This is a genomic window from Aquimarina sp. 2-A2, from assembly GCF_045505135.1.
GTDB classification, from domain to species: domain Bacteria; phylum Bacteroidota; class Bacteroidia; order Flavobacteriales; family Flavobacteriaceae; genus Aquimarina; species Aquimarina intermedia.
The window spans coordinates 219882-246785 of sequence record NZ_JBJKFI010000003.1 but is presented as its reverse complement, the minus strand read 5'-3'; the positions used below and the strand labels follow the sequence as shown (position 1 = coordinate 246785).

Annotated in this window: 25 protein-coding genes; 9 read left to right on the top strand and 16 right to left on the bottom strand. The window is 36.7% G+C overall.

Going from position 1 to position 26904, the window contains the following annotated elements; genetic code table 11:
• Positions 1–287: 287 nt before the first annotated feature.
• The 10 genes from ACJRPK_RS09425 to ACJRPK_RS09380 form a co-directional block, all read right to left on the bottom strand.
• On the bottom strand, positions 288–1946 hold the full coding sequence (locus ACJRPK_RS09425) for an MBOAT family O-acyltransferase (protein ID WP_407139663.1): 1659 nt from the start codon (positions 1944–1946) through the stop codon (positions 288–290).
• Positions 1939–3219 carry a GDSL-type esterase/lipase family protein gene (locus ACJRPK_RS09420; protein WP_407139662.1) on the bottom strand — a complete coding sequence of 427 codons (1281 nt, stop codon included), beginning with the start codon at positions 3217–3219 and terminating at the stop codon, positions 1939–1941. Before ACJRPK_RS09420 ends, ACJRPK_RS09425 begins: the two co-directional genes overlap by 8 nt.
• Positions 3209–4720, bottom strand: a complete 1512-nt coding sequence (locus tag ACJRPK_RS09415) for a lipase (protein ID WP_407139661.1) — start codon at positions 4718–4720, stop codon at positions 3209–3211. Before ACJRPK_RS09415 ends, ACJRPK_RS09420 begins: the two co-directional genes overlap by 11 nt.
• A gap of 174 nt (positions 4721–4894) precedes the next feature.
• Entirely contained in the window at positions 4895–8347 is a 3453-nt protein-coding gene (locus ACJRPK_RS09410) for a pyruvate carboxylase (RefSeq protein ID WP_407139660.1), read from the bottom strand.
• Positions 8348–8565: 218 nt separating this feature from the next.
• Positions 8566–9714, bottom strand: coding sequence for a TRAP transporter substrate-binding protein (locus ACJRPK_RS09405; protein ID WP_407139659.1), 1149 nt, complete (start codon positions 9712–9714; stop codon positions 8566–8568).
• 87 nt (positions 9715–9801) lie between these two features.
• Positions 9802–11142 carry a TRAP transporter large permease subunit gene (locus tag ACJRPK_RS09400; protein ID WP_407139658.1) on the bottom strand — a complete coding sequence of 447 codons (1341 nt, stop codon included), beginning with the start codon at positions 11140–11142 and terminating at the stop codon, positions 9802–9804.
• A complete protein-coding gene (locus ACJRPK_RS09395; protein WP_407139657.1) occupies positions 11142–11645 on the bottom strand; it encodes a TRAP transporter small permease subunit in 504 nt (167 codons plus the stop codon). Before ACJRPK_RS09395 ends, ACJRPK_RS09400 begins: the two co-directional genes overlap by 1 nt.
• Before the next feature lie 52 nt (positions 11646–11697).
• Positions 11698–12459 (bottom strand): peroxide stress protein YaaA, encoded by a 762-nt coding sequence (gene yaaA, locus ACJRPK_RS09390; RefSeq protein ID WP_407139656.1) that lies wholly within the window; start codon positions 12457–12459, stop codon positions 11698–11700.
• Positions 12460–12574: 115 nt separating this feature from the next.
• Positions 12575–13627: an RluA family pseudouridine synthase gene (locus ACJRPK_RS09385; RefSeq protein ID WP_407139655.1), complete on the bottom strand. Its 1053-nt coding sequence runs from the start codon at positions 13625–13627 to the stop codon at positions 12575–12577.
• 75 nt (positions 13628–13702) lie between these two features.
• Complete coding sequence (locus tag ACJRPK_RS09380) at positions 13703–14284, bottom strand: PASTA domain-containing protein (protein ID WP_148782725.1); 582 nt, start codon at positions 14282–14284, stop codon at positions 13703–13705.
• Between the two features lie 94 nt (positions 14285–14378).
• Here ACJRPK_RS09380 and ACJRPK_RS09375 point away from each other — a divergent pair, with 94 nt between their 5' ends.
• The 4 genes from ACJRPK_RS09375 to ACJRPK_RS09360 all read left to right on the top strand — a co-directional run bounded on the left by ACJRPK_RS09375 (position 14379) and on the right by ACJRPK_RS09360 (position 17142).
• Positions 14379–15371 carry a D-alanine--D-alanine ligase gene (locus ACJRPK_RS09375; RefSeq protein ID WP_407139654.1) on the top strand — a complete coding sequence of 331 codons (993 nt, stop codon included), beginning with the start codon at positions 14379–14381 and terminating at the stop codon, positions 15369–15371.
• 19 nt (positions 15372–15390) lie between these two features.
• A complete protein-coding gene (gene coaD / locus ACJRPK_RS09370) occupies positions 15391–15849 on the top strand; it encodes a pantetheine-phosphate adenylyltransferase (protein WP_148782723.1) in 459 nt (152 codons plus the stop codon).
• A 3-nt stretch (positions 15850–15852) separates the two neighbouring features.
• Complete coding sequence (locus ACJRPK_RS09365; RefSeq protein ID WP_407139653.1) at positions 15853–16251, top strand: VOC family protein; 399 nt, start codon at positions 15853–15855, stop codon at positions 16249–16251.
• Positions 16252–16320: 69 nt separating this feature from the next.
• Positions 16321–17142: a class I SAM-dependent methyltransferase gene (locus ACJRPK_RS09360; RefSeq protein ID WP_407139652.1), complete on the top strand. Its 822-nt coding sequence runs from the start codon at positions 16321–16323 to the stop codon at positions 17140–17142.
• Here the strand turns inward: ACJRPK_RS09360 and ACJRPK_RS09355 are convergent.
• From ACJRPK_RS09355 to ACJRPK_RS09340, 4 genes are read right to left on the bottom strand one after another with little or no spacing between them, the layout of a single operon-like run.
• Complete coding sequence (locus tag ACJRPK_RS09355) at positions 17139–17357, bottom strand: hypothetical protein (protein WP_407139651.1); 219 nt, start codon at positions 17355–17357, stop codon at positions 17139–17141. The genes ACJRPK_RS09360 and ACJRPK_RS09355 overlap by 4 nt on opposite strands.
• A complete protein-coding gene (locus ACJRPK_RS09350) occupies positions 17354–18748 on the bottom strand; it encodes a radical SAM protein (protein ID WP_407139650.1) in 1395 nt (464 codons plus the stop codon). The genes ACJRPK_RS09355 and ACJRPK_RS09350 overlap by 4 nt, the downstream gene beginning before the upstream one ends.
• 47 nt (positions 18749–18795) lie before the next feature.
• Positions 18796–19554, bottom strand: a complete 759-nt coding sequence (locus ACJRPK_RS09345) for a prolipoprotein diacylglyceryl transferase (RefSeq protein ID WP_407139649.1) — start codon at positions 19552–19554, stop codon at positions 18796–18798.
• Between the two features lie 49 nt (positions 19555–19603).
• Positions 19604–21235, bottom strand: coding sequence for a SulP family inorganic anion transporter (locus ACJRPK_RS09340; RefSeq protein WP_407139648.1), 1632 nt, complete (start codon positions 21233–21235; stop codon positions 19604–19606).
• 145 nt (positions 21236–21380) lie between these two features.
• Here ACJRPK_RS09340 and ACJRPK_RS09335 point away from each other — a divergent pair, with 145 nt between their 5' ends.
• The gene (locus ACJRPK_RS09335; protein WP_407139880.1) at positions 21381–23135 is read left to right on the top strand and encodes a M14 family metallopeptidase; all 1755 of its coding nucleotides are present in this window, start codon (positions 21381–21383) and stop codon (positions 23133–23135) included.
• Between the two features lie 3 nt (positions 23136–23138).
• Here the strand turns inward: ACJRPK_RS09335 and ACJRPK_RS09330 are convergent, their stop codons facing one another.
• Entirely contained in the window at positions 23139–23735 is a 597-nt protein-coding gene (locus tag ACJRPK_RS09330; RefSeq protein ID WP_407139647.1) for an NUDIX hydrolase, read from the bottom strand.
• A gap of 7 nt (positions 23736–23742) precedes the next feature.
• Between ACJRPK_RS09330 and pyrE the strand changes: the two genes are divergently transcribed.
• Both pyrE and ACJRPK_RS09320 read left to right on the top strand, forming a co-directional pair.
• Positions 23743–24393 (top strand): orotate phosphoribosyltransferase, encoded by a 651-nt coding sequence (pyrE, locus tag ACJRPK_RS09325; protein ID WP_407139646.1) that lies wholly within the window; start codon positions 23743–23745, stop codon positions 24391–24393.
• A 7-nt stretch (positions 24394–24400) separates the two neighbouring features.
• The gene (locus ACJRPK_RS09320) at positions 24401–24793 is read left to right on the top strand and encodes an SRPBCC family protein (RefSeq protein ID WP_407139645.1); all 393 of its coding nucleotides are present in this window, start codon (positions 24401–24403) and stop codon (positions 24791–24793) included.
• Positions 24794–24844: 51 nt separating this feature from the next.
• On the opposite strand, the gene ACJRPK_RS09315 is transcribed toward ACJRPK_RS09320, so the two are convergent.
• A complete protein-coding gene (locus ACJRPK_RS09315) occupies positions 24845–25576 on the bottom strand; it encodes a biotin--[acetyl-CoA-carboxylase] ligase (RefSeq protein ID WP_407139644.1) in 732 nt (243 codons plus the stop codon).
• A gap of 90 nt (positions 25577–25666) precedes the next feature.
• On the opposite strand from ACJRPK_RS09315, the gene rsfS reads away from it, so the two are divergent.
• Positions 25667–26038 carry a ribosome silencing factor gene (gene rsfS / locus ACJRPK_RS09310; RefSeq protein WP_148782713.1) on the top strand — a complete coding sequence of 124 codons (372 nt, stop codon included), beginning with the start codon at positions 25667–25669 and terminating at the stop codon, positions 26036–26038.
• A 14-nt stretch (positions 26039–26052) separates the two neighbouring features.
• The coding region (locus ACJRPK_RS09305) for an ATP-dependent metallopeptidase FtsH/Yme1/Tma family protein (RefSeq protein WP_407139643.1) at positions 26053–26904 on the top strand (852 nt) is incomplete at its 3' end.

Sequence of the window (26904 nt, the reverse complement as noted above, 5' to 3'; positions counted from 1 at the left end):
ATTCTATTCATATATGAATCATCGTTTACAAAATCCTTGAATTTTTTTTTAGATTTCCATAATTTCGAAATAAACTACCTGACACCAGCTCCAAAATAAGAGAAGATCAAAAGAATTATAATTTTAGAAATAACTTCCATAATGAATGATAACAAATATACAAACATTTCGCTATCTGCGTAAGCGATAGCAATGACATCCTTTTTATAGTTTTAAAAAAACGATAAAAAGATATAATGGATATCGCGACCCAAATGAAATGCCGGGATACGCCCTTCTACTTTTCTTTAAAATTGAAAATAAATAAAAGGCTGAAAATCGGCAGCATAGGTTTGATAGCAAATCACAGCTACAATAACGGCTATAGCTCCTTTTATGATCGCATGACTGCGAATAAAACTATGTTCTATTTTGGTTTTCAATAAATTTGGCAACCAATGGGTAAGGTAACCTACGGCCATCACAATGAATACAAGGCGGTATTCATATAACACATTCCACGCATTTGACATGTTCATATTGGTGACTATTTGTTGATAGAAGCGGTCAATATGATCCATACTATTGCCTCTAAAATAAATTCTGGTAAAGGTGATAAAGATAAAAGTCAGGGCAATTTTCCAGCCCGTTATGATCCACAAACGGCTATTTTCATACGGACTCATTCTGCGCCAATATTTATAGAAAACAATACCTAAACCATTGAGACCTCCCCATATGACAAATTTCCATGCGGCGCCATGCCATAGTCCTCCTACTAACATCGTTATCATAATATTGACATTGGTATTGAAATGTTTGGCCACTTTTTTTGAAAATAGAGTCACTAGCAACGCTATTACAATTACCGTTGCTGCCAATAGTGCTATTGCGTAATTGGAAACTGCTAACACACCTAAAAAAGTAAATAGTAAGATAAAGGTGTACGAAAAAATAGTACCGTTACGATTGCCACCAATGGGAATGTATAAATAATCCTTTAACCAACTGGATAAGGAAATATGCCAACGTTTCCAAAAATCTCCACAATGAATGGCTTTGTAGGGAGAGTTGAAGTTTTTGGGCAAACGATAGCCCATAAGTAAGGCTAAACCAATCGCTATATCCGTGTAGCCGGAAAAATCTCCGTAGATCTGAAGCGAATACCCAAACATTGCCATGATATTCGTAAATCCTGAAAACATTTCAGGCATATCAAAAACACGGTCCAAAAAATTTGCTGCAATATAATCAGCAAAAATCATTTTCTTAATCAGTCCCTTTAATATCATAAAGGTTGCTCTGCCAAAATCAACTTTTGAAATACGTATCTCTTTACGAATTTGTGGAACAAAATCTGCTGCGCGTACAATAGGACCCGCCACCAGTTGTGGAAAAAAACTTACAAAGAACCCGAAATCTATCATAGACCGTAATGGCTTGATTTGTTTACGATAAATATCGACACTATAACTAATCGTCTGAAAGGTATAGAATGAAATTCCAACCGGGAGTATGATACTATCGACCGTAAAGTAATCTACCTCGCTCCAGGTATTCGCCCATTGGGCCAGATGATTGATCACTTTATGATCAGACTCAAACAAAGCATTGTAAGAATCTGTGAAAAAATAGGCATATTTAAAATAGCATAAGGTGGCCAGGTTGACAGTAACACTTACCGCTACAAGGATTTTACGCGTCAACTTTGAGGTGCTGTTATAGATAGCTTTGCCCAAGAAGAAATCATTAACTGTACTAAAGAGAAGAATACCCACAAAAAGTCCGCTGGTTTTATAATAAAATACCAAGCTGATTAAAAAAAGGTATAGACTTCGTAAGCTTTTATTTGGATAAATAAAGGCATATATCAGGTAAATGACAGCAAAAAATATCCAGAAGTTAGCTTGTGTGAAAATCAAAGGAAACTCCTGAGAAAAATTAAAAATATCGTAAAGTCTATTCATTCACGATCTGTTTTAAAATGGAATCCGGTGCTAGCTTGAGTTCTTTTTCCCAAGAGTTAGCTAATGCCTGCAACAACAGATCTGCCTTAATATGGTATCCTTTATGGGTAAAATGAATACGGTCTTTTGGCATGAGTTTATTTGCATACCACGCTTTCGACGAGTTAAAGCCACCCATGATCTCATAAAAATCCCAAACTGCCATATTATATTTTCTGGCCAGCTCGTAGATAATTCCGCGTGAAATCCTGGTACGTGGATTGGGAAACTTTCGTTTGTAATAGGAATCATTGGGTACGGTGAGTAGTATCGCACACTCCGGATTAACTTTGAGTACTCGTTGTATAAATTCCTCATAGTTTTTACGAAACGCTTCCGGCTCAAAATCCGGGTGGTAGGCGTCATTGGTACCCACTGATACTATAAATAAATCCGGAGTATACAATTGTAACTGCTCATCAAAATAAGCACTACGATTATAGTAACTAAAGCTCGCTCCGTTCACCCCAATTGTAGTATACTCAATACCCTTACCGTCATTCATCAATTCAAGTCCCATCATTAAAAATTCTGTATCCACCGAATTTTTTACCTTACAAACTTGCAACTCTAGCGTTTCGACGGATTGATGTAGCTCAAATTCGATAAAATTAGCAGCGTGATTAATCGATCTACGTTTAACCAGCGATGTATCTTTAAGTAGCACTTCGTAATCATCAGTCCATGCATCATAGAATACTCGGATTTTGTCAAAATTATAAGTATTATCTGTATAATTGTTATGATTTGCTTGTACCGTAAAGTTTGCTAAAGAATCTCTGAATTTGGCCGTAACACCAGACATTCCCCATGCAACACTATCTTTTCTGATAGAACATCTGTATCCTTGCCACTCACCATCAAAATTCACTTGATAATTTGAAGGGTTATTTGTTTCTGCCATACGATATGGAAAAATAAAACCCCGTTGTCCTTTGGCTGTTTTACTCATATGTTGCAAATAGGATCGTAGGCGGTTTGAGTAAATATCCGCTTGTATATGGGACCCCCCGATATGAAATACATGAACTTTCTCTTCTTCACCATTTGCTATCTTATTTAACTTTTGATATAGCTTTTTAAAGGCCGGTGAATACTCGGCAAGCTTTATTTTATTGGCGTTCCAATTAATAAATGAAAATTCTTGTTTTACAGAGTCAATTACATAGTGCTGTGCCGTAAGTGGTAAGCAAAGGAGTAGGAAAAAGAAAAATATTTGGTATCTAAAGTTCATTTTTTGAGGCGTTTAGGTCAAGGTATAGGGCTGTAAAAAAAAGTTCTGATATGATTTTAGTTCCTTTAGAGGTAAAGTGGGTATAATCGCTGCCTGCTAATTTTTGATCCACCCAATGTTTCATGGCGCCGGCTCCACCCATGGCGTCAAACATACTCCAGTAAGCAACATTATTAGACAAGCAGGTCTCTCGTAAGGTATTGTTGAGATATGGCAATAAAGGATAGGTTTGCATATTCCCATTCACGGGAATACACATATCTGTGGGTCCGATAAAAATAAAACTAACGTTAGGGTTGGTACGACGGCGCATCCAATTGACTTGACTTTTAATATAGTCAGCGTATTCTCTGACTTTTAACGAGTCTTTCAGGTAAGGAACCGTATTCCCCCCGTATTGCATGATAATGACTTTAGGCTTAATCACCGAGGCCATTTGTTTAAAGCTCGAAGCACTGGAGCCGGCAAAGATAGTTCCTGATGAACCGCGCATGGCTACGTTGTCCATTTGAATATCAGTGTCTGCACCAAGTGTGAGTCCGTAAAAATCAGCACTCACTTTTCCTTTGAGTTCAATAACTAAGTTGTTCGGTGTCGTTTTAGTGCGAATCTGATAGCGATGGTATTGACCATCTGCTATCAATTCATCCTGCTGAATAATTACATCATCATTTTTAACTACAATACTAATTGGAAATGCACTGTTTCCATAATGCAAACCAATCGTTCTAAAGTTTCTGAATTTTGTATACGTCTTGGATGATTTTCCTATTTTGATTGTAGCGATTCTGGTAGGTAATGAGTCCATAGCTATACTATCTATTGGAACCTCTTGCAAAGGTGTAAATCGGCTAACCGACATAAACATACCATATTTCTTATGTTCGAAACGCTCTTTGGTTCGGTCAAAAATGGCAAAGCGCTCCCAGTTTTCACTAGGTTCAACAATGGCGCTCACTTGTCGATATACGGGTTTTACAGGAATAAATCCCGGTCCGCTACCACCGTATATCCCTTGAAGTCTGTTTCTCAAATATCCGGTGATACGATCGCCTTCTATCTGTGAATCTCCGTAATGAACAATACGACAAGATGCAGAGGATAGCTGCTTCTTTAAGGTGGCTAAAAACTCAGGGTTGCTTTGAGGATACTGAATTCGAGTAACCATCGCTGTGTCCAATCTAGAAAAATCAGGTGGTCGTAGTGATAAAGTAGTATTCACAGTAGCAATCGTATCTGTACTTAGCGGTGTTTCATCTTCGACCGGCACAATTGCTTCTGTGATCGTTATAATTTCCTTTTGTAATGTTGTTGTGTCTTTGTTTGTCTTTAGAAAATTAGGAACCGTAGGATATTTAATATCCACAATATCTAAGGCAAATCCATCCTCTGTCGTTTGTGCATGTTGAATTGCCTCGTCTTGACTCAAAAACATAAGTCCAAACAATGTACCTAATATCAGAAGGATAAACGTTGCAATTTGTATGGGTTTAATTCTCAAAAGATTGTATGGGTACGTTACTTTCAGGTAAAAATAGTAAGATTTTACTAATATCAAATTTTACAACGAGTGTATCCCGTTAAAGTCGGGAGTAATCACGGAATTCCTAATCAATTATATATAAAAAAAAAGAGCTATACGTATATATAGCTCCTTTAGAAGTATGTTTGAAATTTACTTCAAGGTAATAATCAAGTCATCGGCATGTACCATCGTACCTGCTTTAATATTAACTTTCTTAATTACAGCATCTTCATTTGCGGTTATAGTTGTTTCCATTTTCATAGCTTCAATAATGAACAAAGGTTCATTTTTCTTTACCTCCTGTCCATTTTTAACCAAAACAGTAGACAGGGATCCCTGTAAGGGTGCCGCTATTTGCTTTGGATCATTTTTATCCGCCTTTACATGGGCAACCTTCTCTACTTTTATAGATTTGTCTTGAATCTCGACATTTCTCGTTTGTCCATTAACTTTAAAAAACACCGTAACCATACCATTCTCGTGCGGTTCTCCTATAGAAATCAATTCAATCAGCAAGGTTTTCCCTCTGTCCAATTCAATGATAATTTCTTCCTCAGGTTTCATCCCGTAAAAGAAATTTTCTGTCGGGATGTTCATTACGTTTCCATACTCAACATGATGATTGTATGCGCCTGTAAAGACTTTTGGGTATAATTTATAAGATAAGAAATCGGTGATATCTAAATCTCTTCCCATCCCTTTTTTGAACACTTTTACAAAATCTTCGAATTCTGTTTCAAAATCCACGGGTTCTAAATGTGCATTAGGACGGTTCGTAAAAGGTTCCTGATTTTTTAAAATTGCATTTTGTAAATCTTTAGGAAAGCCTCCTTCCGGTTGTCCCAATTCTCCTTTGAATAAACTTACCACAGATTGTGGAAAAGAAAGCGACTCTCCACGTTCCTTTACATCCTGTATCGTAAGGTTATTACTAACCAGATATTGAGCCATATCTCCAACCACCTTGGAACTTGGCGTTACTTTTACCAGATCTCCAAACAGTTCATTGACCTCTCCGTACATCTTTGTTATTTCGTGAAAACGATCAGCCAGTCCTAACCCTTCAGCTTGAGGCTTTAGGTTAGAATATTGACCCCCCGGAATTTCATGTTGATACACTTCGCCGGTTCCAGCCTTTAGACCTGACTCAAACACATAATAATATTCTCTAACAGCCTCCCAATAGTTTGCATACTCATTCAGTTTGCTAATATTAATAGGATTTTCTCTCTCATGAAAACGCATCATCTCTGCAACCGCATTAAAATTAGGCTGCGATGTGAGTCCCGATAATCCCGCCAGTGCTACGTCGACCACATCTACGCCAGCTTCGATAGCTTTGGCATAGGTAGCTGATTGTACTGATGAAGTGTCGTGGGTATGTAAATGGATTGGAATATTAATTTCTGATTTTAAGGCAGTAATCAATTCTGAAGCTGCATAAGGCTTTAAAAGACCAGCCATATCCTTAATCCCCAGGATATGGGCTCCGGCATTTTCTATATCTTTGGCGAGTTGGATGTAATATTTTAAGTTATATTTTGTTCGTTTCGGATCCAAAATGTCTCCCGTATAGCAAATGGAACCTTCTGCAAGTCCTTGTGTTTTGGTTCGCACCTGTTCAATACATGGCGCTATAGACTGCATCCAGTTTAGTGAATCAAAAATTCTAAATACATCCACCCCATTCTCCCATGATTGTTCTACGAACTTGCTAATTAAATTATCCGGATACGCCTTATACCCTACCCCGTTGGATCCCCGAATTAACATTTGCAACAATACATTAGGCATGGCTTTACGCAAAGCACGCAATCGTTCCCATGGATTTTCTTTTAAAAATCTCAGGCATACATCAAAGGTGGCTCCTCCCCAGACTTCCATACTAAAAATCTCAGGATGATTCTTAGCATAACCTTCTGCAACTTTAAGCATATCATAGCTACGCATACGTGTAGCTAATAAACTTTGATGCGCATCACGCATGGTTGTATCTGTATAATGAATCTTTTTTTCGTTTTTCAGCCATTTTGAAAAACCATCAGGTCCTAACTCTGTAAGTAGTTGTTTGGTTCCTTTTGGATGTGAACCTACCGGATCAAATTTAGGAACAATCGGAGTAACAAACTTTTTAGTAGGATCCATTTTTTTTACATCCGGATTTCCATTAATGACAATATCACCCAGAAACGTAACAAGTTTTGTTGCTCTATTACGTGATTCTTGTATTTGAAACAGACTTTTAGTATTCTGAATAAAATTGACTGTAGCCTCCCCTTTTCTAAAGGTTTCATGAGACAAAATATTGTCCAAAAATGGCATATTTGTCTTCACCCCACGAATTCTGAATTCAGACAAGGCTCTTCGCATTTTACGACAGGCTCCATCCAAGGTTCTTCCGCTTGCGGAAACTTTTACCAACATAGAATCAAAAAACGGCGAAATTGTTACACCTTGATACAAACTCCCCGCATCTAAACGAATACCAAATCCTGAAGCACTTCTATACGTAGTTATTGTTCCATAATCAGGTTTGAAATCATTTTCAGGATCCTCAGTTGTAATTCGACATTGTAAAGCGAATCCTGTAGTAGTTAAACTTTCCTGACTCTCGATTTTAATTTGCTGATCGGATAGTTTATATCCTCCTGCGATAAAAATTTGAGCTTTAATTAAATCGATTCCCGTAACCACCTCGGTAACCGTATGTTCTACCTGCACCCGCGGATTCACTTCAATAAAATATATACTACCATCGTCATCGACCAAAAACTCGACAGTTCCGATGTTATTGTAATCAACAGCTTTACATATTTTTAACGCATAGTCATATAACTTATGCTTTGTTGTCTCATCAATACCAAAAGAAGGGGCATATTCAATCACCTTCTGATAGCGTCGTTGTACAGAACAGTCCCTCTCGAATAAGTGTACCATGTTGCCATGATTATCTGCAACAATTTGTATCTCTATATGCTTTGGATTCTCAACAAATTTCTCGAGAAACACCGTATCATCCCCAAAGGCATTACCTGCTTCACGTTTGGATTCGGGAAATGCTTTTTGTAGCGTCTCTGCATCACGAATGACTCGCATTCCTCTTCCACCACCACCCGATGCAGCTTTTAGCATCACCGGATATCCTATTCGTTTTGCTTCTTTGAGTGCTATTTTAACATCGGTCAGATCCGCTTTATTACTTTGGATAATTGGGATTTTATTTTCAACAGCAACTTGCTTTGCCATGATTTTATCCCCCAAGGATTTTAACACAGACACTTTAGGTCCTATAAAAATTATTCCGTTTGCTTCACACTGCGCAGCCAGCTCCGCGTTTTCGGATAAAAAGCCATACCCCGGATGAATGGCGTCTACTTGATTTTGCAGTGCTACCTGAATAATGGCTTGTATATTCAGGTATGGTTTAAGAGGTTCATTATTTTCACCAATCTGGTAAGCTTCGTCAGCTTTATATCTGTGTAAAGAATATCGATCCTCATAGGTATATATTCCAACAGTTTTGAGACCAATTTCTGTACAAGCCCTAAAGATTCGAATAGCAATTTCACCGCGGTTGGCAACTAAAACCTTTTTAATTTTCATTGTAAGTGTGTAAAATAGATGATTTTTATTTAGCGAACATTCGCAACGAAGATATTGATTCGAGGGTATCTTTGCAATTATTGCTAAAATTTTAAGAGCATTTTATACATCTCGTTATATAGTTAACATAATTCTGCATAAAATAGAAAAACAGTAGCCAAAGCCACTGTTTTTTTATTCATTCTTTAATTGATTACATAACTCCACTAAGTACAATATTACTGCTGTTGAATTTTATTGTAATATGCTTTTTCTGTAATTTCAGACCATTTGGTTGCTTTTTTCTGAAAATCAGCATAACTTTTATACACCTCTTTTGATAAAGCATCGTTACCAATCATTTCTTGAATGGCTTCTTTTGTATATGCGCGTAACGCATCCAAAGTTTGTTTAGAAAACTCTCTGACCTCAACATTTTCCTCATTAATTAGTTTATCCAAAAATATTGCATTCTGCTTATCGAATTCTGCAAGCACCCACACTTGAGCTTGTTTTGAAGCAGACATTAAAACCGCTTGTAAATGTGGTGGTAAAGCATCATGGAGTTGTTTATTAATAAAAAACTCAAACTGTGTTCCTGGTTCATGCCATCCTGGAGAGTAATAATATTTAGCAATTTTATGAAAGCCCATTTTGTAATCATGATAAGGACCAATCCACTCTGTTGCATCAATCACTCCGCGCTCTAGACTAGTATATATTTCTCCCCCAGATACTAATATCGCCGCACCTCCGGCTTTTTCTAAAACATTACCTCCTATCCCCGGTAAACGCATTTTGAGACCATTAAAATCTGAAACCGAATTGATTTCTTTGTTGAACCAGCCACCCATTTGAACACCGGTATTACCACCGATAAAAGGTACCAGATTAAATTTAGCATACGTTTTCTTCCAAAGTTCATATCCACCACCGGTCTCCAGCCAAGAAGTTAGTTGTTGACTATTCATACCAAAGGGTACAGCAGCAAAAAATTGAGCCGCAGGTGTTTTCCCTGCCCAATAATAGGAAGCACCGCATCCCATTTCTATAGTTCCGTTGGATACCGCATCAAATGCCTCGAGCGCCGGTACCAACTCACCTCCGCCATAAACTTTAATTTTAATTTGTCCGTTTGAAGCTTCATCTACCCACATAGCATATTTCTCTGCTACCTCTCCAAGTACCGGGAAATTTGGTGGCCATGTAGTTGTCATTTTCCAATGAAAAACTTGTGAAGGTTTTGTCACATCGTACGATGTACTTTTAACGGATCCCGGTGGATCGCCTAAACACGAGCTAAGCAGACATACCATACTTACTAACAAATAATAAACAGGCTGAATTTGTATCGATTTAGCTTTTCGATTAAAAATTATTTGTTTCATCATAAACTTTTTAAAAAATTCAATTGAAATGGAATGAATTAATATCATAACTTTTTCTCAATTATACCAGTCAAAAATTTCTCTATACTAAATGAAAATTAAATCAGGAAAAAAGAATACTAAACCAACTATAAATAACTGTATAATGATAAAAGGTAAAATTCCTCTATATATTTGACTTGTCTTTACTTCGGGAGGCGCAACCCCTTTCAGATAAAAGAGTGCAAATCCAAAAGGAGGGGTTAGAAATGAGGTCTGAAGATTTAATGCTATTAAAATTCCCACCCATAACATATCCATGTTTAGTGCATTAAAAATAGGCGTAACCACTGGCACTATGATGAATATAATTTCTATAAAGTCAATAAAAAAGCCTGCTATAAAAACTACCACCATAACTAGCAATAAAAAAACTAAAGGTGTAAGATTGGATGACACTATAAGTTCCTGTAAATATCGATCTCCCCCGAGTGTTCTAAAAACTAAGGTAAAGGTAGTCGCTCCTAAAAGAATGAAAAAAACCATGGACGTAAGTTTGGTAGTTTCTCTAGCCACTTCTTTGAGTATTTTAAGGCTAAATTTCTTTTGTATTAACGTTAATAGTGTAGCTCCGAGAGCCCCAATCGCAGAAGCTTCTGTAGGGGATGCAACTCCGGTAAATATGGACCCTAAGACAATAACTATTAGTAAAATAGGAAGAAGCATAATTTTTATGATTTTACTCAAAAAATTGTCACCTCTAAATTCTCGAATTTCTTCCTTAGGTATACTGGGTGCGTCATTTTTGTTTACAAAGGAAATAATTAGAATGTAAACGACATATAAAGCAACTAGCAGTAAACCGGGTAGCAGTGCTGCAGAAAATAAGGTACCTACATCTACAGAGTCAGAACCTCTTGAAGAACTATTAATTGTATCTGCTAATAAAACTAATACTATTGAAGGTGGAATAATTTGACCAAGCGTTCCTGAAGATGCAATAACACCTGTAGCCAATTCGGTTTTATATCCTCGCTTTAACATGGTAGGCAAACTAATCAACCCCATGGTAACTACCGTAGCACCAACAATTCCGGTTGATGCAGCCAATAAAGCTCCCACAATCACCACAGATATTGCTAAACCGCCTCGTATACTTCCAAACATCATGGCCATCGTTTCTAATAAACTTTGAGCTAGACCGGATTTTTCTAACATAATTCCCATAAAAATAAACAAAGGAACCGCCATAAGCACATAGTTATTGACCACCCCCATGATTCTGGAGGGCAATAAATAAAATGTTGTCATTGAAAAATATTCTGGCGCTAAAATCGAAATTCCAAAAGCAAAAATTACAGAAATTCCTCCTAAGGTGAAAGCTACCGGATACCCTTTAAGTATTAAGATAAAAATGAGAGCAAACAATACAATAGCCAATATTTCCATTAGATGTACTGTTTAAAAATAGTTCGAATTGACTTAAGAATATCAGAAATTCCTTGTAGCAATAACAATAAAAATCCTAAGGTAATACTGAATTTTAAAATGTATAAAGCCGGAAGACCTCCCGGTTGAGCGGATGATTCATTCATCCCATAAGAAATAGTCACATAGTACCAAGATGAGGCTATGACCACATAACACCATGGTATTAAAAATAAAACGCCCCCTATCAGATCTATCCATGCTTTTCCCTTTTCAGAGAATCGTGCATAAAATAAATCGACCCGTACGTGCTTTTGAAATTGAAAAGTATATCCGGAAGCGAGGAGAAACATAAAACCGAATAAATAGATTTCTGTTTCTATAACCCAAATATAAGTAAACTGAAAAATGTAGCGAATAACTACATCCAACCCAATGATTATTGCTAAAAAAACAGAAAACCAACTGACTAGTTCACCAATCTTCTTACTGATCCAATCAATTAAAGTAATAATTCTATCCATCTTACAGAATTAATATTAAGTAAGATACAAAAATATCTTAGATTGATTTCAGCTATCTTGTAAAAACCAACTCATTTTTTTTGACAGAGTGCTCCTCACTAAAGCCATAGCCTTCATAATTGAACCCTTTTAAATCCTCAACGGTCTTGGCATTCGTGTCAAGTATATAACGCACCATCAAGCCACGGGCTTTCTTAGCAAAAAAACTGATAACTTTTAATTTGTCATTTTTCCAATCTTTGAAAACTGGTGTAATTACAGGCACTTTAAGTTTCTTGGTGTCTACTGCTTTAAAATATTCATTACTCGCTAGGTTGACAAACAATTCATCTTTCTCTAATTCTTTATTTAGTGCTTCAGCAAGCATGGGTCTCCAGATGTCATAAAGATTATCATTTCGCTCGATTGGCAACTTAGTTCCCATCTCTAATCGATAGGGTTGTATCAAATCCAACGGTCTCAAAACTCCATACAATCCTGATAGTATTCGCAATGTATCCTGCAAGGTGTCTAATTTATCTTCAGGAATCGTATAGGCGTCCAGCCCGGCATACACATCGCCATCAAAGGCATATACCGCCGGTCTTGAATTTGACTTCGTGTGCGTTGGCTCAAACTCCTGATTCCTTATGTAATTGAGATCTGCCAGTTTATCACTTATATGCATGAGCTCACCAATCTCATTTTTGCTCATTCGAGCAAGTTTACGATTGATTTTAGAACTTACTTCCAAAAATGCCGGTTGTGTCCCACGTGTTGTAGGTAAAGCATCTTCAAAATTCAAAGACTTGGCTGGAGATATTACGATTTTCATTTATTGTAGTTTACATCAAAAATACGTCCTTGCATTACTACTGAAAATAGTTTTTAGAAATAAATTCTTATTCCAGTATTTAAATTCTTTATGCAAAATCTATTTGCATAAAAAATTATTCTTCCAGTAACGTTTGATTTTTGGCGTAAGCGCGCCACTTTTCAATACAGTTCTGGATATCCTGAGGTATTTCGCTTTCAAAATGCATTTTTTCACCTGTTTCAGGATGTATGAAACCCAAAGTTCTCGCATGCAACGCTTGTCTTGGCAGAACTTTAAAGCAATTATCGACGAACTGCTTATATTTGGTAAAGGTGGTACCCTTCAGAATTTTCTCGCCTCCATATCGCTCATCGTTAAATAAGGTATGCCCGATATGTTTCATGTGGACACGTATTTGATGTGTTCTTCCGGTTTCTAACCTACACGATACCAAAGTTACATACCCCAATCGTTCTATTACTTTGAAATGCGTAACGGCTGGCTTTCCTTTGTCTTCCTCTTCTCCATAATACACCGTGTTTTGTAATCGATTTTTTGGATGCCTTCCAATATTACCTTCGATAGTACCTTCATCATCTTCAATATTGCCCCAAACAATGGCAATATACTCCCGCTCTGAGGTCTTATCAAAAAATTGTTTGGCCAGGTGTGTCATAGCCTCTTCAGTTTTTGCAATCACCAAAAGTCCGCTGGTATCTTTATCAATTCTATGAACCAAGCCGGGACGATTACTGCTGTTATTGGGTAAATTATCAAAATGATATACCAACGCATTAATTAAAGTTCCCGAATAATTACCGTGCCCGGGATGCACCACCATACCTGCCGGTTTATTTACAACTAATAATACTTCATCTTCATAAACAATATCTAGCGGGATAGCCTCTGGAGTTAGTAATTGTTCATAAGGTGGATGCGTAAACAGCACCCGAACTATATCATTGGGTTTCACTTTGTAATTTGACTTGACCGGTATATCGTTTACGAATACACTCCCGTCTTTGGCAGCTTGCTGAATTTTATTGCGCGTTGCGTTTTCAACAAAATTCATCAAAAATTTATCTACTCGCAAGGGCTCTTGTCCACTGCTTGCAACAAAGCGGTGATGTTCATATAAATCATCATCATTTGTATCAAAATTCTCCGGTTCTTTATAATCTTCCAACGTGAGTAGTATTAAATTAACATATGTATATAGCAGCGAGCTTAAGAGCAAATTCTCTTAGCAATCAGAGCAATCTTAATTATCGTCAGATAAATTAATTGTTGCTCCTTTACCATCTCCCAAAACCAAATCTATCGTAGAAGTTTTCATTAATTTTGTCCCCGGTTGTACACGCTTACCTTTATGACGCAGCTCTAACACCATATCTTCTGCAATATTTGGTTTATAGGTAATGGATCCTATTTTAAATCCTAGTGCCAAAAGTTTTGGTTCTACCTGTCGTCTTGTTTTTTGTATAACATCTTGCGGAATTTCAATTTTGCGGTATCCCGAGGGGTTCAACGTAACATAAATTTTACGATTCTCCTTAACACTATTACCGGCTGCAGGGTTTTGCTCTATAACCGAATATCTTGGGTACGCAGGGTCAAAATTGGCAGAATCCTGAACCTCATAACGCAATTCCTTTTCTTCTAAAATCTGTTTTACCTCGTCCAATGTTTTTTTACTCAAACTTGGCACGACAATACGTTGATCATGATTGGTAGTGCTGTCCAACCATTGTAAGGTGACAAAACACAAAATCACAAATAAGGCTACAGCAAGTATTAACTGAATCAGAAAAAGTTTGCTAAAAATAAATTTAAAGAAATTCATATACAGATCGATAGTTTGCGCAAAGATATAAAAACGGAAAGTTTTACGCTTTGTTATTAGATAAATGATATTTTTGTTATCAAACATAGCCTTAATGAAAAAGAACATTGCCATTCTCATGGGTGGATATTCGAGTGAATTCGATATATCCATTAACAGCGGAAACGTTGTTTATAAACACATTGATCGAGATAAATATACACCTTACAGAGTGCATATTACAAAAGAGCGATGGTTTTATGTGGATGATAGCGATGCAACTCATACTATTGACAGAAATGATTTTTCTGTACTTATCGATGGTGAGAAGATCACCTTCGACGCTGCATTTAATACAGTCCATGGTACCCCTGGAGAAGATGGTCTGCTTCAAGCGTATTTCAGATTAATTAGGATACCCCAGACCTCTTGCGACTATTATCAAGCAGCGTTATCTTTTAACAAGCGAGATTGCATCAGTACACTTAAACCGTATGGTATCCCGACGGCCAGTAATTATTTTCTTAATCAAGGGGATCCCATAGACCCTGAAGCCATCATAAACACAGTCGGTTTGCCTTGTTTCGTGAAAGCGAATAAAGCAGGAAGCAGCTACGGTATATCAAAAGTTAAAAAGCTTCAGGAGTTATTGCCGGCAATCGAACATGCCTACAAAGAAGATGATGAAATTATCATAGAGTCTTTTTTAAGTGGCACCGAAGTCTCTGTAGGGGTTATTAATTTTAATGGCGAAGACATCGTACTTCCTATAACAGAAATTGTAAGTCATAATGAGTTTTTTGATTACGAAGCCAAATATTTAGGTCAGTCAGAAGAAATCACCCCCGCAAGATTGTCTGAAGAGGATACAGAGAAAGTAAAAAAACTGGCGTTAAAAGTATATCAAACGCTTAAAATGAAAGGTTTTTCTCGTAGTGAATACATTTTTCATAATGGAGAACCTCATTTTTTAGAATTAAATACGAATCCGGGACTTAGTGAAGCTAGCATTTTACCACAACAAGCCTTAAAAGCTGGCATCTCACTTCAAGAATTATTCACTAATGTTATTGAAGCGTGTATAAATAAACCCGCATGGAGCGAATAACAATTTGATTAAAAACATCATGAGAAGAGCAGTTTTTCCAGGGTCGTTTGACCCAATCACCTTAGGACATTATGACATCATCGAACGAGGGCTCACACTCTTTGACGAAATTATTTTGGCAATCGGTATCAATGCTGATAAAAAATATATGTTCTCCCTTGAGGAGAGAACCCGGTTCATGAAAGAAGCTTTTAAAAATGAGCCCCGAATCAAAGTAATGACATATAAAGGGTTAACTGTTGATTTTTGTCGAACTCAAAATGCACAATTTATTTTGAGAGGGCTCCGTAACCCTGGTGATTTTGAGTTTGAAAAAGCAATAGCCCACACCAATCGCAAAATGTCTGAAATAGAAACTGTATTTTTATTAACCTCATCGGGAAAAAGTTATATATCCTCATCCATTGTACGTGACGTAATTCGGCATGGTGGTGATTATACAGGACTCGTTCCAGACACAGTTCGCGTAAACAAATAACTTATGAAAAGACACTTGGGAGGCATTAAGATCGTTGTAAAAGACTACGACGAAGCTATTTCGTATTACACAAAAAGCTTAGGGTTTATTATAATTGAAGATTTCAAAATCGATGATACCAAGCGATGGGTAGTACTTGCTCCCACTCAAGAGTCAGAAACCAGACTTATTTTGGGCAAAGCCACTAATGAAGCTCAAAAATTAGCTATCGGTAATCAAACCGGCGGACGTGTGTTTTTATTTCTCCATACTGATGATTTTTGGAGAGACTACAACAGTATGAAAGGCAAGGGAGTAGTTTTTAAAGAAGAACCACGAGAAGAACCGTATGGAACTGTAGTTGTTTTTGAGGACTTATATGGAAACACCTGGGATTTGATAGAGAGAAACTCATCAAATTAGCTATTGATTTTGAAGAACTAAATTGGATATTTAATATATTTATTGAATTGAACAAACTATTTGTAATCCATGCAAATCCACGAAACCGCCTTTATAATATCTACGTATCGATCCATTCATCCCGAGGTAAGTAAAGATCCATACGCACATCTTTGGAACAACTCTAAAACCGACAGCCTTCTTCCTGAAATTTTAGATTCGATTTCTGAACATGAGCCTCTACTGCATAGTCTAAGAAACCGCTTCTTTCTGGAAGAAATGACTGCATTCTTTGAGCGCTATCCAAATGCAACTTTATTAAATTTTGGCGCAGGTTTTAGTATGTATCAATTTGTACTTCCTGAAACTGTGCTAACGGTTGAAATCGATAAGGAAGATATCGTAAATTATAAAAAAGAAAAAGTTACTGCATGGATGAAAGATGGCACGCTACCAAAACGTAAAATCAACTATCTATCGATGGATTTTAATACGATTGCGGTAAATAAAATAGTACATGAACTAACCAAATCATTAACTGATGCCCCTACGTTTATTCTTTTGGAAGGGGTACTGTTTTTTCTAAATTCAAAAACAACCAACGAGTTATTTCAACTATTTGGAGCGATTCAAAAAAGTGGTGATCTCTTAGGTAGTGTGTCCTATGACCCTCAAGTCCAGACAACGGATGTTTATCAAAAGTTATTGGCTTATTTTGATAAGAATAATGACACCAACGATACCTTTGCGCATCAAACACTTCCTGTTTCATTTTATCAAAACTTAAAAGAATATACGCTATTAAAAAACACTGATGAATTTGAAACTGCCCGTGTCTATGCAGTAAACTATACGCTGCCTAAAAAAGCCGAAGTATTGAACGAAAGTTTTTATATTTTAAAGAAAAACTAATTCCCTAATATCAGGGCACCGCAAATTCCCAGTCCAACTATAAGATATACACCGGCCAGGATAAAGAACACTTTTGCAGCTTTTTTTTGTAATGCCTTCCAAAGCACTAAACCTATAAGTCCTAAAACCAATGGTGGTCCAAACATGATTCCCAGAATAAAATAAATGATCCCGTCGTAGTTGCCTCCTTCCAGCATTATCAAAGTAGCTATCATAGTTCGTCTTTTCTGAGTTTTTCTAAATAATCTCGTTTATCATCGCGATAAAAGAGGTTCATGGTCTCAAACGGAATAATTTTATAATCTTTATCCACTATATGAACACAGGATTTTTTAACTGAGCGCACATCAAAGTTATACGCATCAATAAATTGCATGATTATGATGCGAAAAAGATTATCATATCCCAAATCTGGCGCATTGATTTCAGGCAAACAGCACATGATAGATTTTAAATTTTTATTAGCTGTTGCAACAGAATTTCCGGTACTAAATAGCTCGAGCATTTTGCCGTGCAGTTCTTGATCCTGCTCGTATACGATGGTGTTTTTACCATTATCCAATAGATCTGCCGGATTGATGTATCGTGTTAAGGGAAGAAGCCCATCATCATTTTTGAGCGCATACCCCATGACTAAGGCATCAGGATTACATGGTACGGGAATCAGATCATCGGATTCAAAAACAGGAAATTGCTCTAATATTTTCCTGCGTACCTCGGTCAACGTAATACGGTTGTTTTGAGCATCAAAGTCCTCTAAACGTCCCGCAATTTGTGTTGGCTGAAATGTAACTCCGCGTACACACTTCTGCCGTACTGCGTATGCTAATATTTCTCCTATTTCATGATCATTTAAGTGCTTTTCTAAAGTAACTACCAGCGTAGTAGACAGGTTCAATTCGTTTAAATTGTCAAGAGCCCGTTTGCGTACCTGAGTAAGATCTTCACCTCGCATCTTTTTCAACACTCCAGGTTGCAAAGAGTCAAATTGCAGATAAATTTCAAAGTCCGGCATAAACCCTGCTAACCGTTCGACAAACTTTTTATCCTTTGCTATTCTAATCCCGTTAGTATTTAACATTAAGTGTCGTATAGGCAATTGTTTTGCGTACTCTAATATCTCAAAAAACTGGGGATGAACGGTAGGTTCTCCTCCACTTATTTGAACGACATCAGGCTCTTTTTCATTAGCTACGATCGTATCGAGCATCTTTTTTATTTCATCGAGCGTACGATGTCTGCCATACGTTGGAGAAGAGCCCGCATAACACGTTGGACAGCTCAGGTTACAACGATCTGTAACTTCAACTATCGACAAACAGGAATGCTGCTCATGATCCGGACATAACCCACAATCGTAGGGGCATCCATAATCAGTGGTTGTATTAAATTTATATGGAAATTCTGAAGGTTTATTATAATTTCGGAGGTTCTCATAATATGCGATATCATCGGCTATTAACACTTTGGATCGCCCATGCTCCGGGCAGCGTTTTAGCATATATACTTTATCATCTTCAAATACTATTTTAGCATCAATTCTTTTGAGGCACGTCGGACATAAACTTAAAGTAAAATCATAATACGTATAGGATCTTGTAGGCATAGTATAAGCTTAGTTTTTTTTGCTTTTATGTTAGAGTCTAACCATACCTATCTCAACTGTGGTACGTTTGTACTTGAGAAAAGTATTGCAATCGTTTTGCGATAGTAAAGCAGACACAAAATACATAAATACTGGATACTACTGAGTCCCAATATTAAAAATTCATTTGGTTTAAGAAATTCTATCAGAAAACGGAAGGAAAAATATCCAATCATAAAAACTCTAAAAAGCAACCCTTGGTTACTCTCAAACTGCGACTCTTTATACCTTAAAAAGACCCAGAGTGCTATTAAAAATAAGATTTCATATACTGATAACGGATGACGCTGTATCCCATCTCCAAGATCCATTCCCAAAAAAAAGTCAGTTTCAACGCCGTAGGTAAAATCATTAATTCCGTATAAAAAACAGCCAATTCTACCAATAATGATAGCTAATAGTGTAGGATATACAAATAAATCGCCAGAGGATCGCTGCTCCCCGATTATCTTTTTACTCAGCTCAACTCCTAACAAACCTCCAAACAATCCCCCCATAATAGTTTTGGAATTAAGCAATTGCAATACTTTGGTTAGGTTGGAAATCGCGATGGGATACTCTAAATAACCAAACACACGAGATCCTAAAAAAGCACCAAACACTGCACCAATAATTATAGACAGCCGATTAGTAGATGAAATGGTGTCGTTGGATCTCTTTCGTAAATAAACATAATAACGAAAACCAACAAAGAACGCCAGATATTCAAAAAGTAAATGGATATTCAATTGAACACCAAAAACTATAGGCTCAACAGGAATATCCATTTTTTATATTGATCAGGTTGTTAGACCTGCTAAAGATATAAAATCTTATTTATTTCATTACTTTGGCCATTACATGGTAACGAGGATCGTCGACATTAGGCTCTATAACACCTGCTAATTTAGGAGAAGCTTTGATCATTAATGCCTGACATTCTTCACTCAAATGTTTTATACGCACCTGTTTTCCAGCATCCTCATACTTCCCTACCAAATTGAATATTGCTTCAAGCGCTGAGTGATCTGTTACCCGAGATTCCATAAAATCAATTTCAACCATATCCGGGTCATTCTTTATATCAAATTTCCCATTAAAATCTTGAATAGAACCAAAGAACAAAGGACCCCAAATCTCATAAACCTTAGTACCATCTTCCTTTATATGTTTACGCGCTCGAATACGTTTTGCATTTTCCCAGGCAAATACAAGCGCCGATATGATCACCCCGACAAACACGGCAATTGCTAAATCATATACTACCGTTACTGCAGAAACAATAATTAACACTGCCGCATCTGATTTAGGAATTTTTCTGAGAATTCTAAAACTTGACCATGCGAAGGTCTCAATAACCATCATAAACATGACCCCAACCAATGCGGCAATTGGTACCTGCTCTATATATTGATCCGTAAACAATATAAAAGTCAATAAGGTAAGTGCCATCATAATACCGGATAGTCGTCCGCGTCCACCCGCGTTGATATTAATTACGGTTTGGCCAATCATTCCACATCCTCCGGTACCTCCAAACAAACCACTCATCATATTACCTAATCCTTGTGCCATACATTCACGGTTACCATTTCCTCGAGACTCCGTCAACTCATCAACCAAGTTCATGGTCATCAAAGATTCTATAAGCCCTACAGAAGCAGCCAAAAATGCATACGGAAGAATAAAAGAGAACGTATCGGCAGTAAAAGGAAGATACTCCCATAATTCGAGATTTGGCGTTGGTAATTCTCCAGAAAGACCATCTCCTCCTCCTTCACGAATATAAGAGCCCACGGTGCTAACATTTAATTTGGCAAAAATCACTACTCCGGTGGTCACAAGAATCGCCGTTAAAGCAGCGGGGATTTTGGTAGTAAGTTTTGGTAATAGCCATACAATACCCATTGTTAATAGAACTAAAGCGAGCGTTGTATACAGTTCACTGCCTTCCATAGGAATATTGATATATTTTTTAACTCCGTCAGCAGCAACTTCTAATTGTTTATGCGAAAACATTTTAACTTGTGCAATAAAAATCACAATTGCCAATCCGTTAACAAATCCCATCATAACCGGGTGGGGAATCAAGCGTACAAATCGACCCAATTTTAAAACACCGGCACCGATCTGTATAATACCCATTAAAATAACTGTAGCAAGGAGATAGTAATATCCCATGTTCTCTATTGGTGTTTCAAAAGCAAGACCTCTTGCATGACCTTCGGAAATCAAATGCACAAATATCACAGCAACTGCACCTGCAGCCCCTGAAATAAGACCTGGTCTTCCTCCAAAAACAGCTGCTATCAACCCAATAATGAATGCTCCTGAAAGCGCTACCAAGGGGTCTATCTGAGCTACAAATGCAAATGCAACCACCTCTGGTATCATAGCTAGTGACACTGTAATTCCAGCCAGTACATCATCTTTTGCATTCGGAACAATTTTTCTAACAAACTCAGTCATAGTATTTTTTTTTGAAGATGCAAAAGTAACGTTATTTTGATTTATGACAAGAAAATCCGGTTTTATAGCACTTTTAAGACTTGATGAAATTTACGTAAACAAGGGTCAAAAATCTTTTTATCTTTATCGAATAATTCAAAAATTCATGGACAATAGACGTTTCAATTCAGTTTCCTTCCTAGTTTTCATAGTATTCACGAATATTATATCTTTTTCTTCACAAAGTCAAACCACATCGTATCAAACGCTTTTTGAAAGAAGTGAAGGCACGGAAACTCCCACGTATCCCGAAGTTATTGAATTTTATCAAAAGCTTGCTGACGATTTCAGGGAAATTGAAATAAAAGAGATGGGTATGACAGATAGTGGTCATCCCTTGCATCTGATTGTTTATGCTGCAGACGGTAATTTTAATTTTGAAAAGCAAAGAAAAAATAAGAACGTCCTTTTAATTAATAATGGAATTCATCCAGGCGAAAGTGACGGGATAGATGCTACGATGCTTTTATTTAGAGATCTTGCTCTCAAAAAAAATGAGATCCCAAAAAATACCGTCATAGCTACGATTCCTGTGTACAATATTGGAGGCGCATTGAATCGCAATTCAGGCACACGTACGAATCAAAACGGCCCCAAAGCATATGGTTTTAGAGGGAATGCACGTAATTATGATTTGAATCGTGACTTTATCAAGAGTGATACCAAGAACGCAATCGCTTTTACCGAAATTTTTCATGAAGTCCAACCGGATGTTTTTATCGACAATCATGTTAGTAACGGAGCTGACTATCAATATATCTTAACTCATTTATTTACACAACATAACAAACTTGGGGGTGCGTTAGGCGATTACCTGCTAAAGAGTTTCCAACCACAACTAGAGACATCCCTGCAAGCCAAAAAATGGGATATTACTCCTTACGTCAATGTATGGGGTACTACTCCGGATAAAGGATTTTCACAATTCATAGACCATCCCCGTTATTCTACAGGGTACACGGCATTATGGAATACGCTGGGCATGATGGTAGAGACACATATGCTAAAGCCTTATAAAGATCGTGTGCTGGGAACTTATGAATTAATGAAATCTATGCTACAAATCATTGAGAAAGATGGTGCAAAAATTAAAGAGTTAAGAGCCCGTGCTTTTGATGAAATTGGAGCCTTAAATAAATATCCGGTACAATGGGAGCTTGACACTACCAAGTCGTCCAAATTACAATTCAAAGGATATAAAGGTGACATGATACCCAGCGAGGTAACCGGTCAAAATCGTTTAAAATATTACAAAGAAGAACCCTATGTTAAAGAAGTGGTCTATCAAAATTATTTTAAGCCGGCCGAGAATATTTTAATTCCCAAAGGATATATCATCCCTAAAGGACAGTGGGAAATCATTGAAAAATTACAGCGCAATCAAATCAAACTTAAGGAGTACCAAAAAGACACCACGTTGATTGCTGAAGTATATTATATAAAGAGCTTTACTACTAAAGATAGTCCTTATGAAGGTCATTATTTGCATGCCAACACCAAAGTCACACCAAGTATTCAACAAGTACAAGTGAATCAAGGCGACTTTTATGTTAGCACGAATCAACAAGGAATACGTTACTTATTAGAGACCTTGGAGCCGGAAGCTATAGATTCTTTTTTTAACTGGAACTTTTTTGATAGCATTCTTCAACAAAAGGAAGGTTTTTCTCCTTATGTATGGGAAGATAAAGCCTTGGAAATATTAAAGGGTAATAAAGAACTGCAAGCAGCATTTGATCACAAGAAAGAGGATACTGCTTTTGCCAAAAACTGGTACTCACAATTAGATTGGCTACATAAGCAATCCGAACATTACGAAAAAGCACATAAACGCTATCCTATTTATCGTATTTTGAAGTAAAGCTTACGAAAGGTATTCGTGAGAAAATAATTCACGAATATTAGCATAGGAGTTTTGCAATGCTTTTTTGGCTTTTTTTGCATCCTTCCACTTCACCTTTTTAATGCCTTCATCAATTTGAGGCGTTAATGGGCCATTGTATTCAGTTTTCATTTCAAACCAATAGGTAACTTTTAATCGATATTCGTCATTGCGCTTAAAAACATGAAAAGTTTTATAGAGAAATTTTGTAATTTCAAGATCCTTAACCCCAGTTTCCTCTTCTACTTCTCGAATAGCAGTGGTCTCCATATCTTCCTTTTTCTCCGATTTACCTTTTGGAAGGTCCCACTTTCCATTTCTGCGAATAAATAATATCTCTTTACTATCATTATAAACTTTCCCACCACCGGCGAGCACCACAGGAAGTTTAGTATACAGATGGTCAATTAGTTTTTCTTGATTTTTATGATAGAGGTGAAATTTTAGTTTGTCATCCTTCAAAATTTTAAGAATCAAATCATTAAAATCGACCTCTTTTATAGGAATTGTAGTATAATCCTGAACAGCCTTTTTGGTAGAAAGAATAATTGGGGTATTATTCACAAAAACTTTATACATTTGCACTATGATTTTTGATAAAAATACAGCAAAAAAAACCGCTGAATTATTGTTGCAAATTAATGCAATAAAATTACAACCACAAGAACCATTTACATGGGCTTCGGGATGGAAATCTCCTATCTATTGCGACAACAGAATAACTCTTTCTTATCCATTGATACGCAATTACTTAAGAGAAAATTTAGCGAAATTTATAGAAGATAAATATGGTAAACCCGATGTAATCGCCGGTGTTGCCACGGGTGCTATTGGTATTGGTATGCTTGTTGCAGAACAGCTAAATCTTCCTTTTATCTATGTACGCCCCGAAGCTAAAAAGCATGGAAGAAAGAATCAAATTGAAGGAATTGTACCTTCTGGAAAGACCGTAGTAGTAGTCGAAGATTTGATTAGTACCGGTCAAAGTAGTCTCAACGCGGTTAAAGCTTTGCGGGAATGTAATGCGCATGTTAAAGGAATGGTTGCTATTTTTAACTATGGATTCGATATTGCCGTTCAAAATTTCAAAACTGCCGAATTGAACTTACATACTTTAAGCAATTACGACAACCTATTAGAGCAGGCGTTAGACACAAACTACATAAATAAAGAACAACACCAAACCTTGCAAAGCTGGAAAAAAGATCCGGCTTCCTGGAGTCCAGTAACCTTATAATTATCATATGAATTTAGAAAGTCCTACGGTTACCGTAGAAAAAAGCCCTGCAGAAGTCTACCAATTTTTAACGCAAGTTGAAAACTTTGAAAAAATAATGCCGGACAGTATTCAGAAATTTGAAAAATTGAGCGATTCAAGGTTTTTATTTCAACTTAAAGGCATGCCCGAAATAGTACTGGAACAAAAAGAGAGTACAGCTTCTTCTCAAGTTGTTTTAGGTGCGGCAAGTGATAAACTTCCATTTACCTTAACAGCAAACATTAATGAAGTAGCACCCGGTAAAAGCACTACACAGTTATTATTTGAAGGGCAATTTAACGCTATGATGGGGATGATGATTAAGAATCCAATTCAAAAATTTATCAGTACACTGAGCGAAAATTTAAGCAAGATATAAGTACTATATATAAATGAGGCAGCTTCTATATGACCATAGTTGCTGCCTTTTTTAATACACAAACTTCAACTCTTTTAGATCATAGGTTTCAATCTCATTGTCCTCGACAAGCAATTGCAATTTACCCGAACTATCAACCCCTTGAATGATACCAACAAATGATCCTTTAGAGGGTGCTGTAAACATAGAAGGCTTGTCTTTTCTAAAAAGCTTTGCCTCGTAAGCTTCTTTTATGAGATTAAATTTTGATGCCTTCAGCATTTTAAAACGGTAGACTATCTTTTTTAATAAAATATCCAAAATTTCTTCCACTTCATACCGAATTCCCAAAATAGCACGTATCGAACCTGCCTGCGGAAGATTCTTGAAGGATAGTTGATTAATATTAAGACCAATTCCTATAATCACGCCTTGCAACCTGTCATTACGTATACTGTTTTCGATTAAAATTCCGCAAACCTTCAACTTGTCTGACAGAATGTCGTTTGGCCATTTTATGGTAAGTTTAGGTAAGGAAATCTCACGCAAGGTGTCATAAATTGCTAAAGCTACAACCATCGAAACGTTAAACTGCTCCTTAATATTAAGATCGTCACAAGGCATAAACACGCTAGTAGTCAAATTTTCTCCTTTCTCACTTTGCCAAGTCGTTCCCATTTGACCCCTTCCGGCTAATTGTTCATTTGTCAGCACACAGGTAGGTTCGGTCAACGCGTTGTCCCGAATTAAATCACGCAAAAATGAATTTGTTGACTCAATGGCATCAACTTTGATTATATGCATATAAAATGGTGTGAAAGTTTTATAAATGTTCCTTTAATACGAACATAAAAATCATAAAAAATAATAACTTTACACAAATTAAAAAAATGCATGAGTAAAAAAGAAATAAACTCTGATGAATTAATTGCTCAAATAATAAAAGGCATAGAAGAGGTAAAAGGAAATGATATTGATATCCTTGATTTAAGAGAAATTGAAAACACCGTTTGTGACTACTTCGTAATTTGTAATGGTACCTCCAACACTCAAGTTAATGCTATTGTAAGCTCAATTCAAAAAATAGTTAGTAAAGCACTTAAAGACAAACCCTGGCATATTGAAGGAAGTGAAAATGCTGAATGGGTACTAATGGATTATGTGAATGTTGTAGTTCATGTTTTTCAAAAACATATTCGAGAATTTTATGATATTGAAGGTTTATGGGGAGACGCAAAAACCACTTCAATTCAAACTAAATATTAAAAGACTAAGCATACATGGCTAAAGAAAATAAAAAAATGGAACCTAATAAGAAACCGAAATTTAGTGCATACTGGATTTACGCTATCATTATAGTCGGTTTTTTAGCATTGAATTTTATGGGAGGTAGTGGATGGAACTCCGCTCCTAAGACTACGACTTCCAATTTCCAAGAGTTTTTGCGTAATGGCGAAGTAGACAAAGTTGTCATTTTAAATCGTCGTGATGCAAAAGTATATTTAACACAAGAGGCCAAATCTCTGGAAAAACATCAAAGCAAGAAAAACAAATCCCTTCTCCCTTCTACCGCAGGTGAACCCGATTATCAATTTGAGTTTGGAGATCTTCAAAACTTTGAAAATCAAATAGCCAAAATTAAAAGTGAAGAAGGTTTGGATACTCAGGTTATCTACGATACCGAAAATAATTTCTGGGGAGAAATTTTAATTACTTTACTTCCGTTTGCGTTGATCATTGGAGTATGGATTTTTATCATGCGACGAATGAGTGGTGGCGCGAGTGGTGGTGCCGGTGGTCAGATCTTTAATATTGGAAAATCAAAGGCTAAGCTTTTTGACCAAAATACGGACGTTAAAGTTTCTTTTAAGAACGTAGCCGGGCTTGAAGGTGCAAAAGAAGAGGTTGAAGAAATCGTAGATTTCTTGAAAAACCCTGATAAATACACTTCGTTAGGAGGTAAAATACCGAAGGGAGCATTATTAGTTGGACCTCCTGGAACAGGAAAAACCTTATTGGCTAAAGCTGTTGCTGGTGAAGCAAAGGTACCGTTCTTCTCCTTATCAGGATCTGACTTTGTTGAAATGTTTGTGGGTGTAGGTGCCTCAAGAGTACGTGACTTATTTAAGCAA

Excerpts from the sequence above, each read along its gene's own strand:
- ACJRPK_RS09425 (WP_407139663.1), bottom strand. The coding sequence starts at position 1,946 with ATGAATAGACTTTACGATATTTTTAATTTTTCTCAGGAGTTTCCTTTG.
- ACJRPK_RS09420 (WP_407139662.1), bottom strand. The coding sequence starts at position 3,219 with ATGAACTTTAGATACCAAATATTTTTCTTTTTCCTACTCCTTTGCTTA.
- ACJRPK_RS09410 (WP_407139660.1), bottom strand. The coding sequence starts at position 8,347 with ATGAAAATTAAAAAGGTTTTAGTTGCCAACCGCGGTGAAATTGCTATT.
- ACJRPK_RS09405 (WP_407139659.1), bottom strand. The coding sequence starts at position 9,714 with ATGAAACAAATAATTTTTAATCGAAAAGCTAAATCGATACAAATTCAG.
- ACJRPK_RS09400 (WP_407139658.1), bottom strand. The coding sequence starts at position 11,142 with ATGGAAATATTGGCTATTGTATTGTTTGCTCTCATTTTTATCTTAATA.
- ACJRPK_RS09395 (WP_407139657.1), bottom strand. The coding sequence starts at position 11,645 with ATGGATAGAATTATTACTTTAATTGATTGGATCAGTAAGAAGATTGGT.
- yaaA (WP_407139656.1), bottom strand. The coding sequence starts at position 12,459 with ATGAAAATCGTAATATCTCCAGCCAAGTCTTTGAATTTTGAAGATGCT.
- ACJRPK_RS09380 (WP_148782725.1), bottom strand. The coding sequence starts at position 14,284 with ATGAATTTCTTTAAATTTATTTTTAGCAAACTTTTTCTGATTCAGTTA.
- ACJRPK_RS09375 (WP_407139654.1), top strand. The coding sequence starts at position 14,379 with ATGAAAAAGAACATTGCCATTCTCATGGGTGGATATTCGAGTGAATTC.
- coaD (WP_148782723.1), top strand. The coding sequence starts at position 15,391 with ATGAGAAGAGCAGTTTTTCCAGGGTCGTTTGACCCAATCACCTTAGGA.
- ACJRPK_RS09365 (WP_407139653.1), top strand. The coding sequence starts at position 15,853 with ATGAAAAGACACTTGGGAGGCATTAAGATCGTTGTAAAAGACTACGAC.
- ACJRPK_RS09360 (WP_407139652.1), top strand. The coding sequence starts at position 16,321 with ATGCAAATCCACGAAACCGCCTTTATAATATCTACGTATCGATCCATT.
- ACJRPK_RS09355 (WP_407139651.1), bottom strand. The coding sequence starts at position 17,357 with ATGATAGCTACTTTGATAATGCTGGAAGGAGGCAACTACGACGGGATC.
- ACJRPK_RS09350 (WP_407139650.1), bottom strand. The coding sequence starts at position 18,748 with ATGCCTACAAGATCCTATACGTATTATGATTTTACTTTAAGTTTATGT.
- ACJRPK_RS09345 (WP_407139649.1), bottom strand. The coding sequence starts at position 19,554 with ATGGATATTCCTGTTGAGCCTATAGTTTTTGGTGTTCAATTGAATATC.
- ACJRPK_RS09340 (WP_407139648.1), bottom strand. The coding sequence starts at position 21,235 with ATGACTGAGTTTGTTAGAAAAATTGTTCCGAATGCAAAAGATGATGTA.
- ACJRPK_RS09335 (WP_407139880.1), top strand. The coding sequence starts at position 21,381 with ATGGACAATAGACGTTTCAATTCAGTTTCCTTCCTAGTTTTCATAGTA.
- ACJRPK_RS09330 (WP_407139647.1), bottom strand. The coding sequence starts at position 23,735 with ATGTATAAAGTTTTTGTGAATAATACCCCAATTATTCTTTCTACCAAA.
- pyrE (WP_407139646.1), top strand. The coding sequence starts at position 23,743 with ATGATTTTTGATAAAAATACAGCAAAAAAAACCGCTGAATTATTGTTG.
- ACJRPK_RS09320 (WP_407139645.1), top strand. The coding sequence starts at position 24,401 with ATGAATTTAGAAAGTCCTACGGTTACCGTAGAAAAAAGCCCTGCAGAA.
- ACJRPK_RS09315 (WP_407139644.1), bottom strand. The coding sequence starts at position 25,576 with ATGCATATAATCAAAGTTGATGCCATTGAGTCAACAAATTCATTTTTG.
- rsfS (WP_148782713.1), top strand. The coding sequence starts at position 25,667 with ATGAGTAAAAAAGAAATAAACTCTGATGAATTAATTGCTCAAATAATA.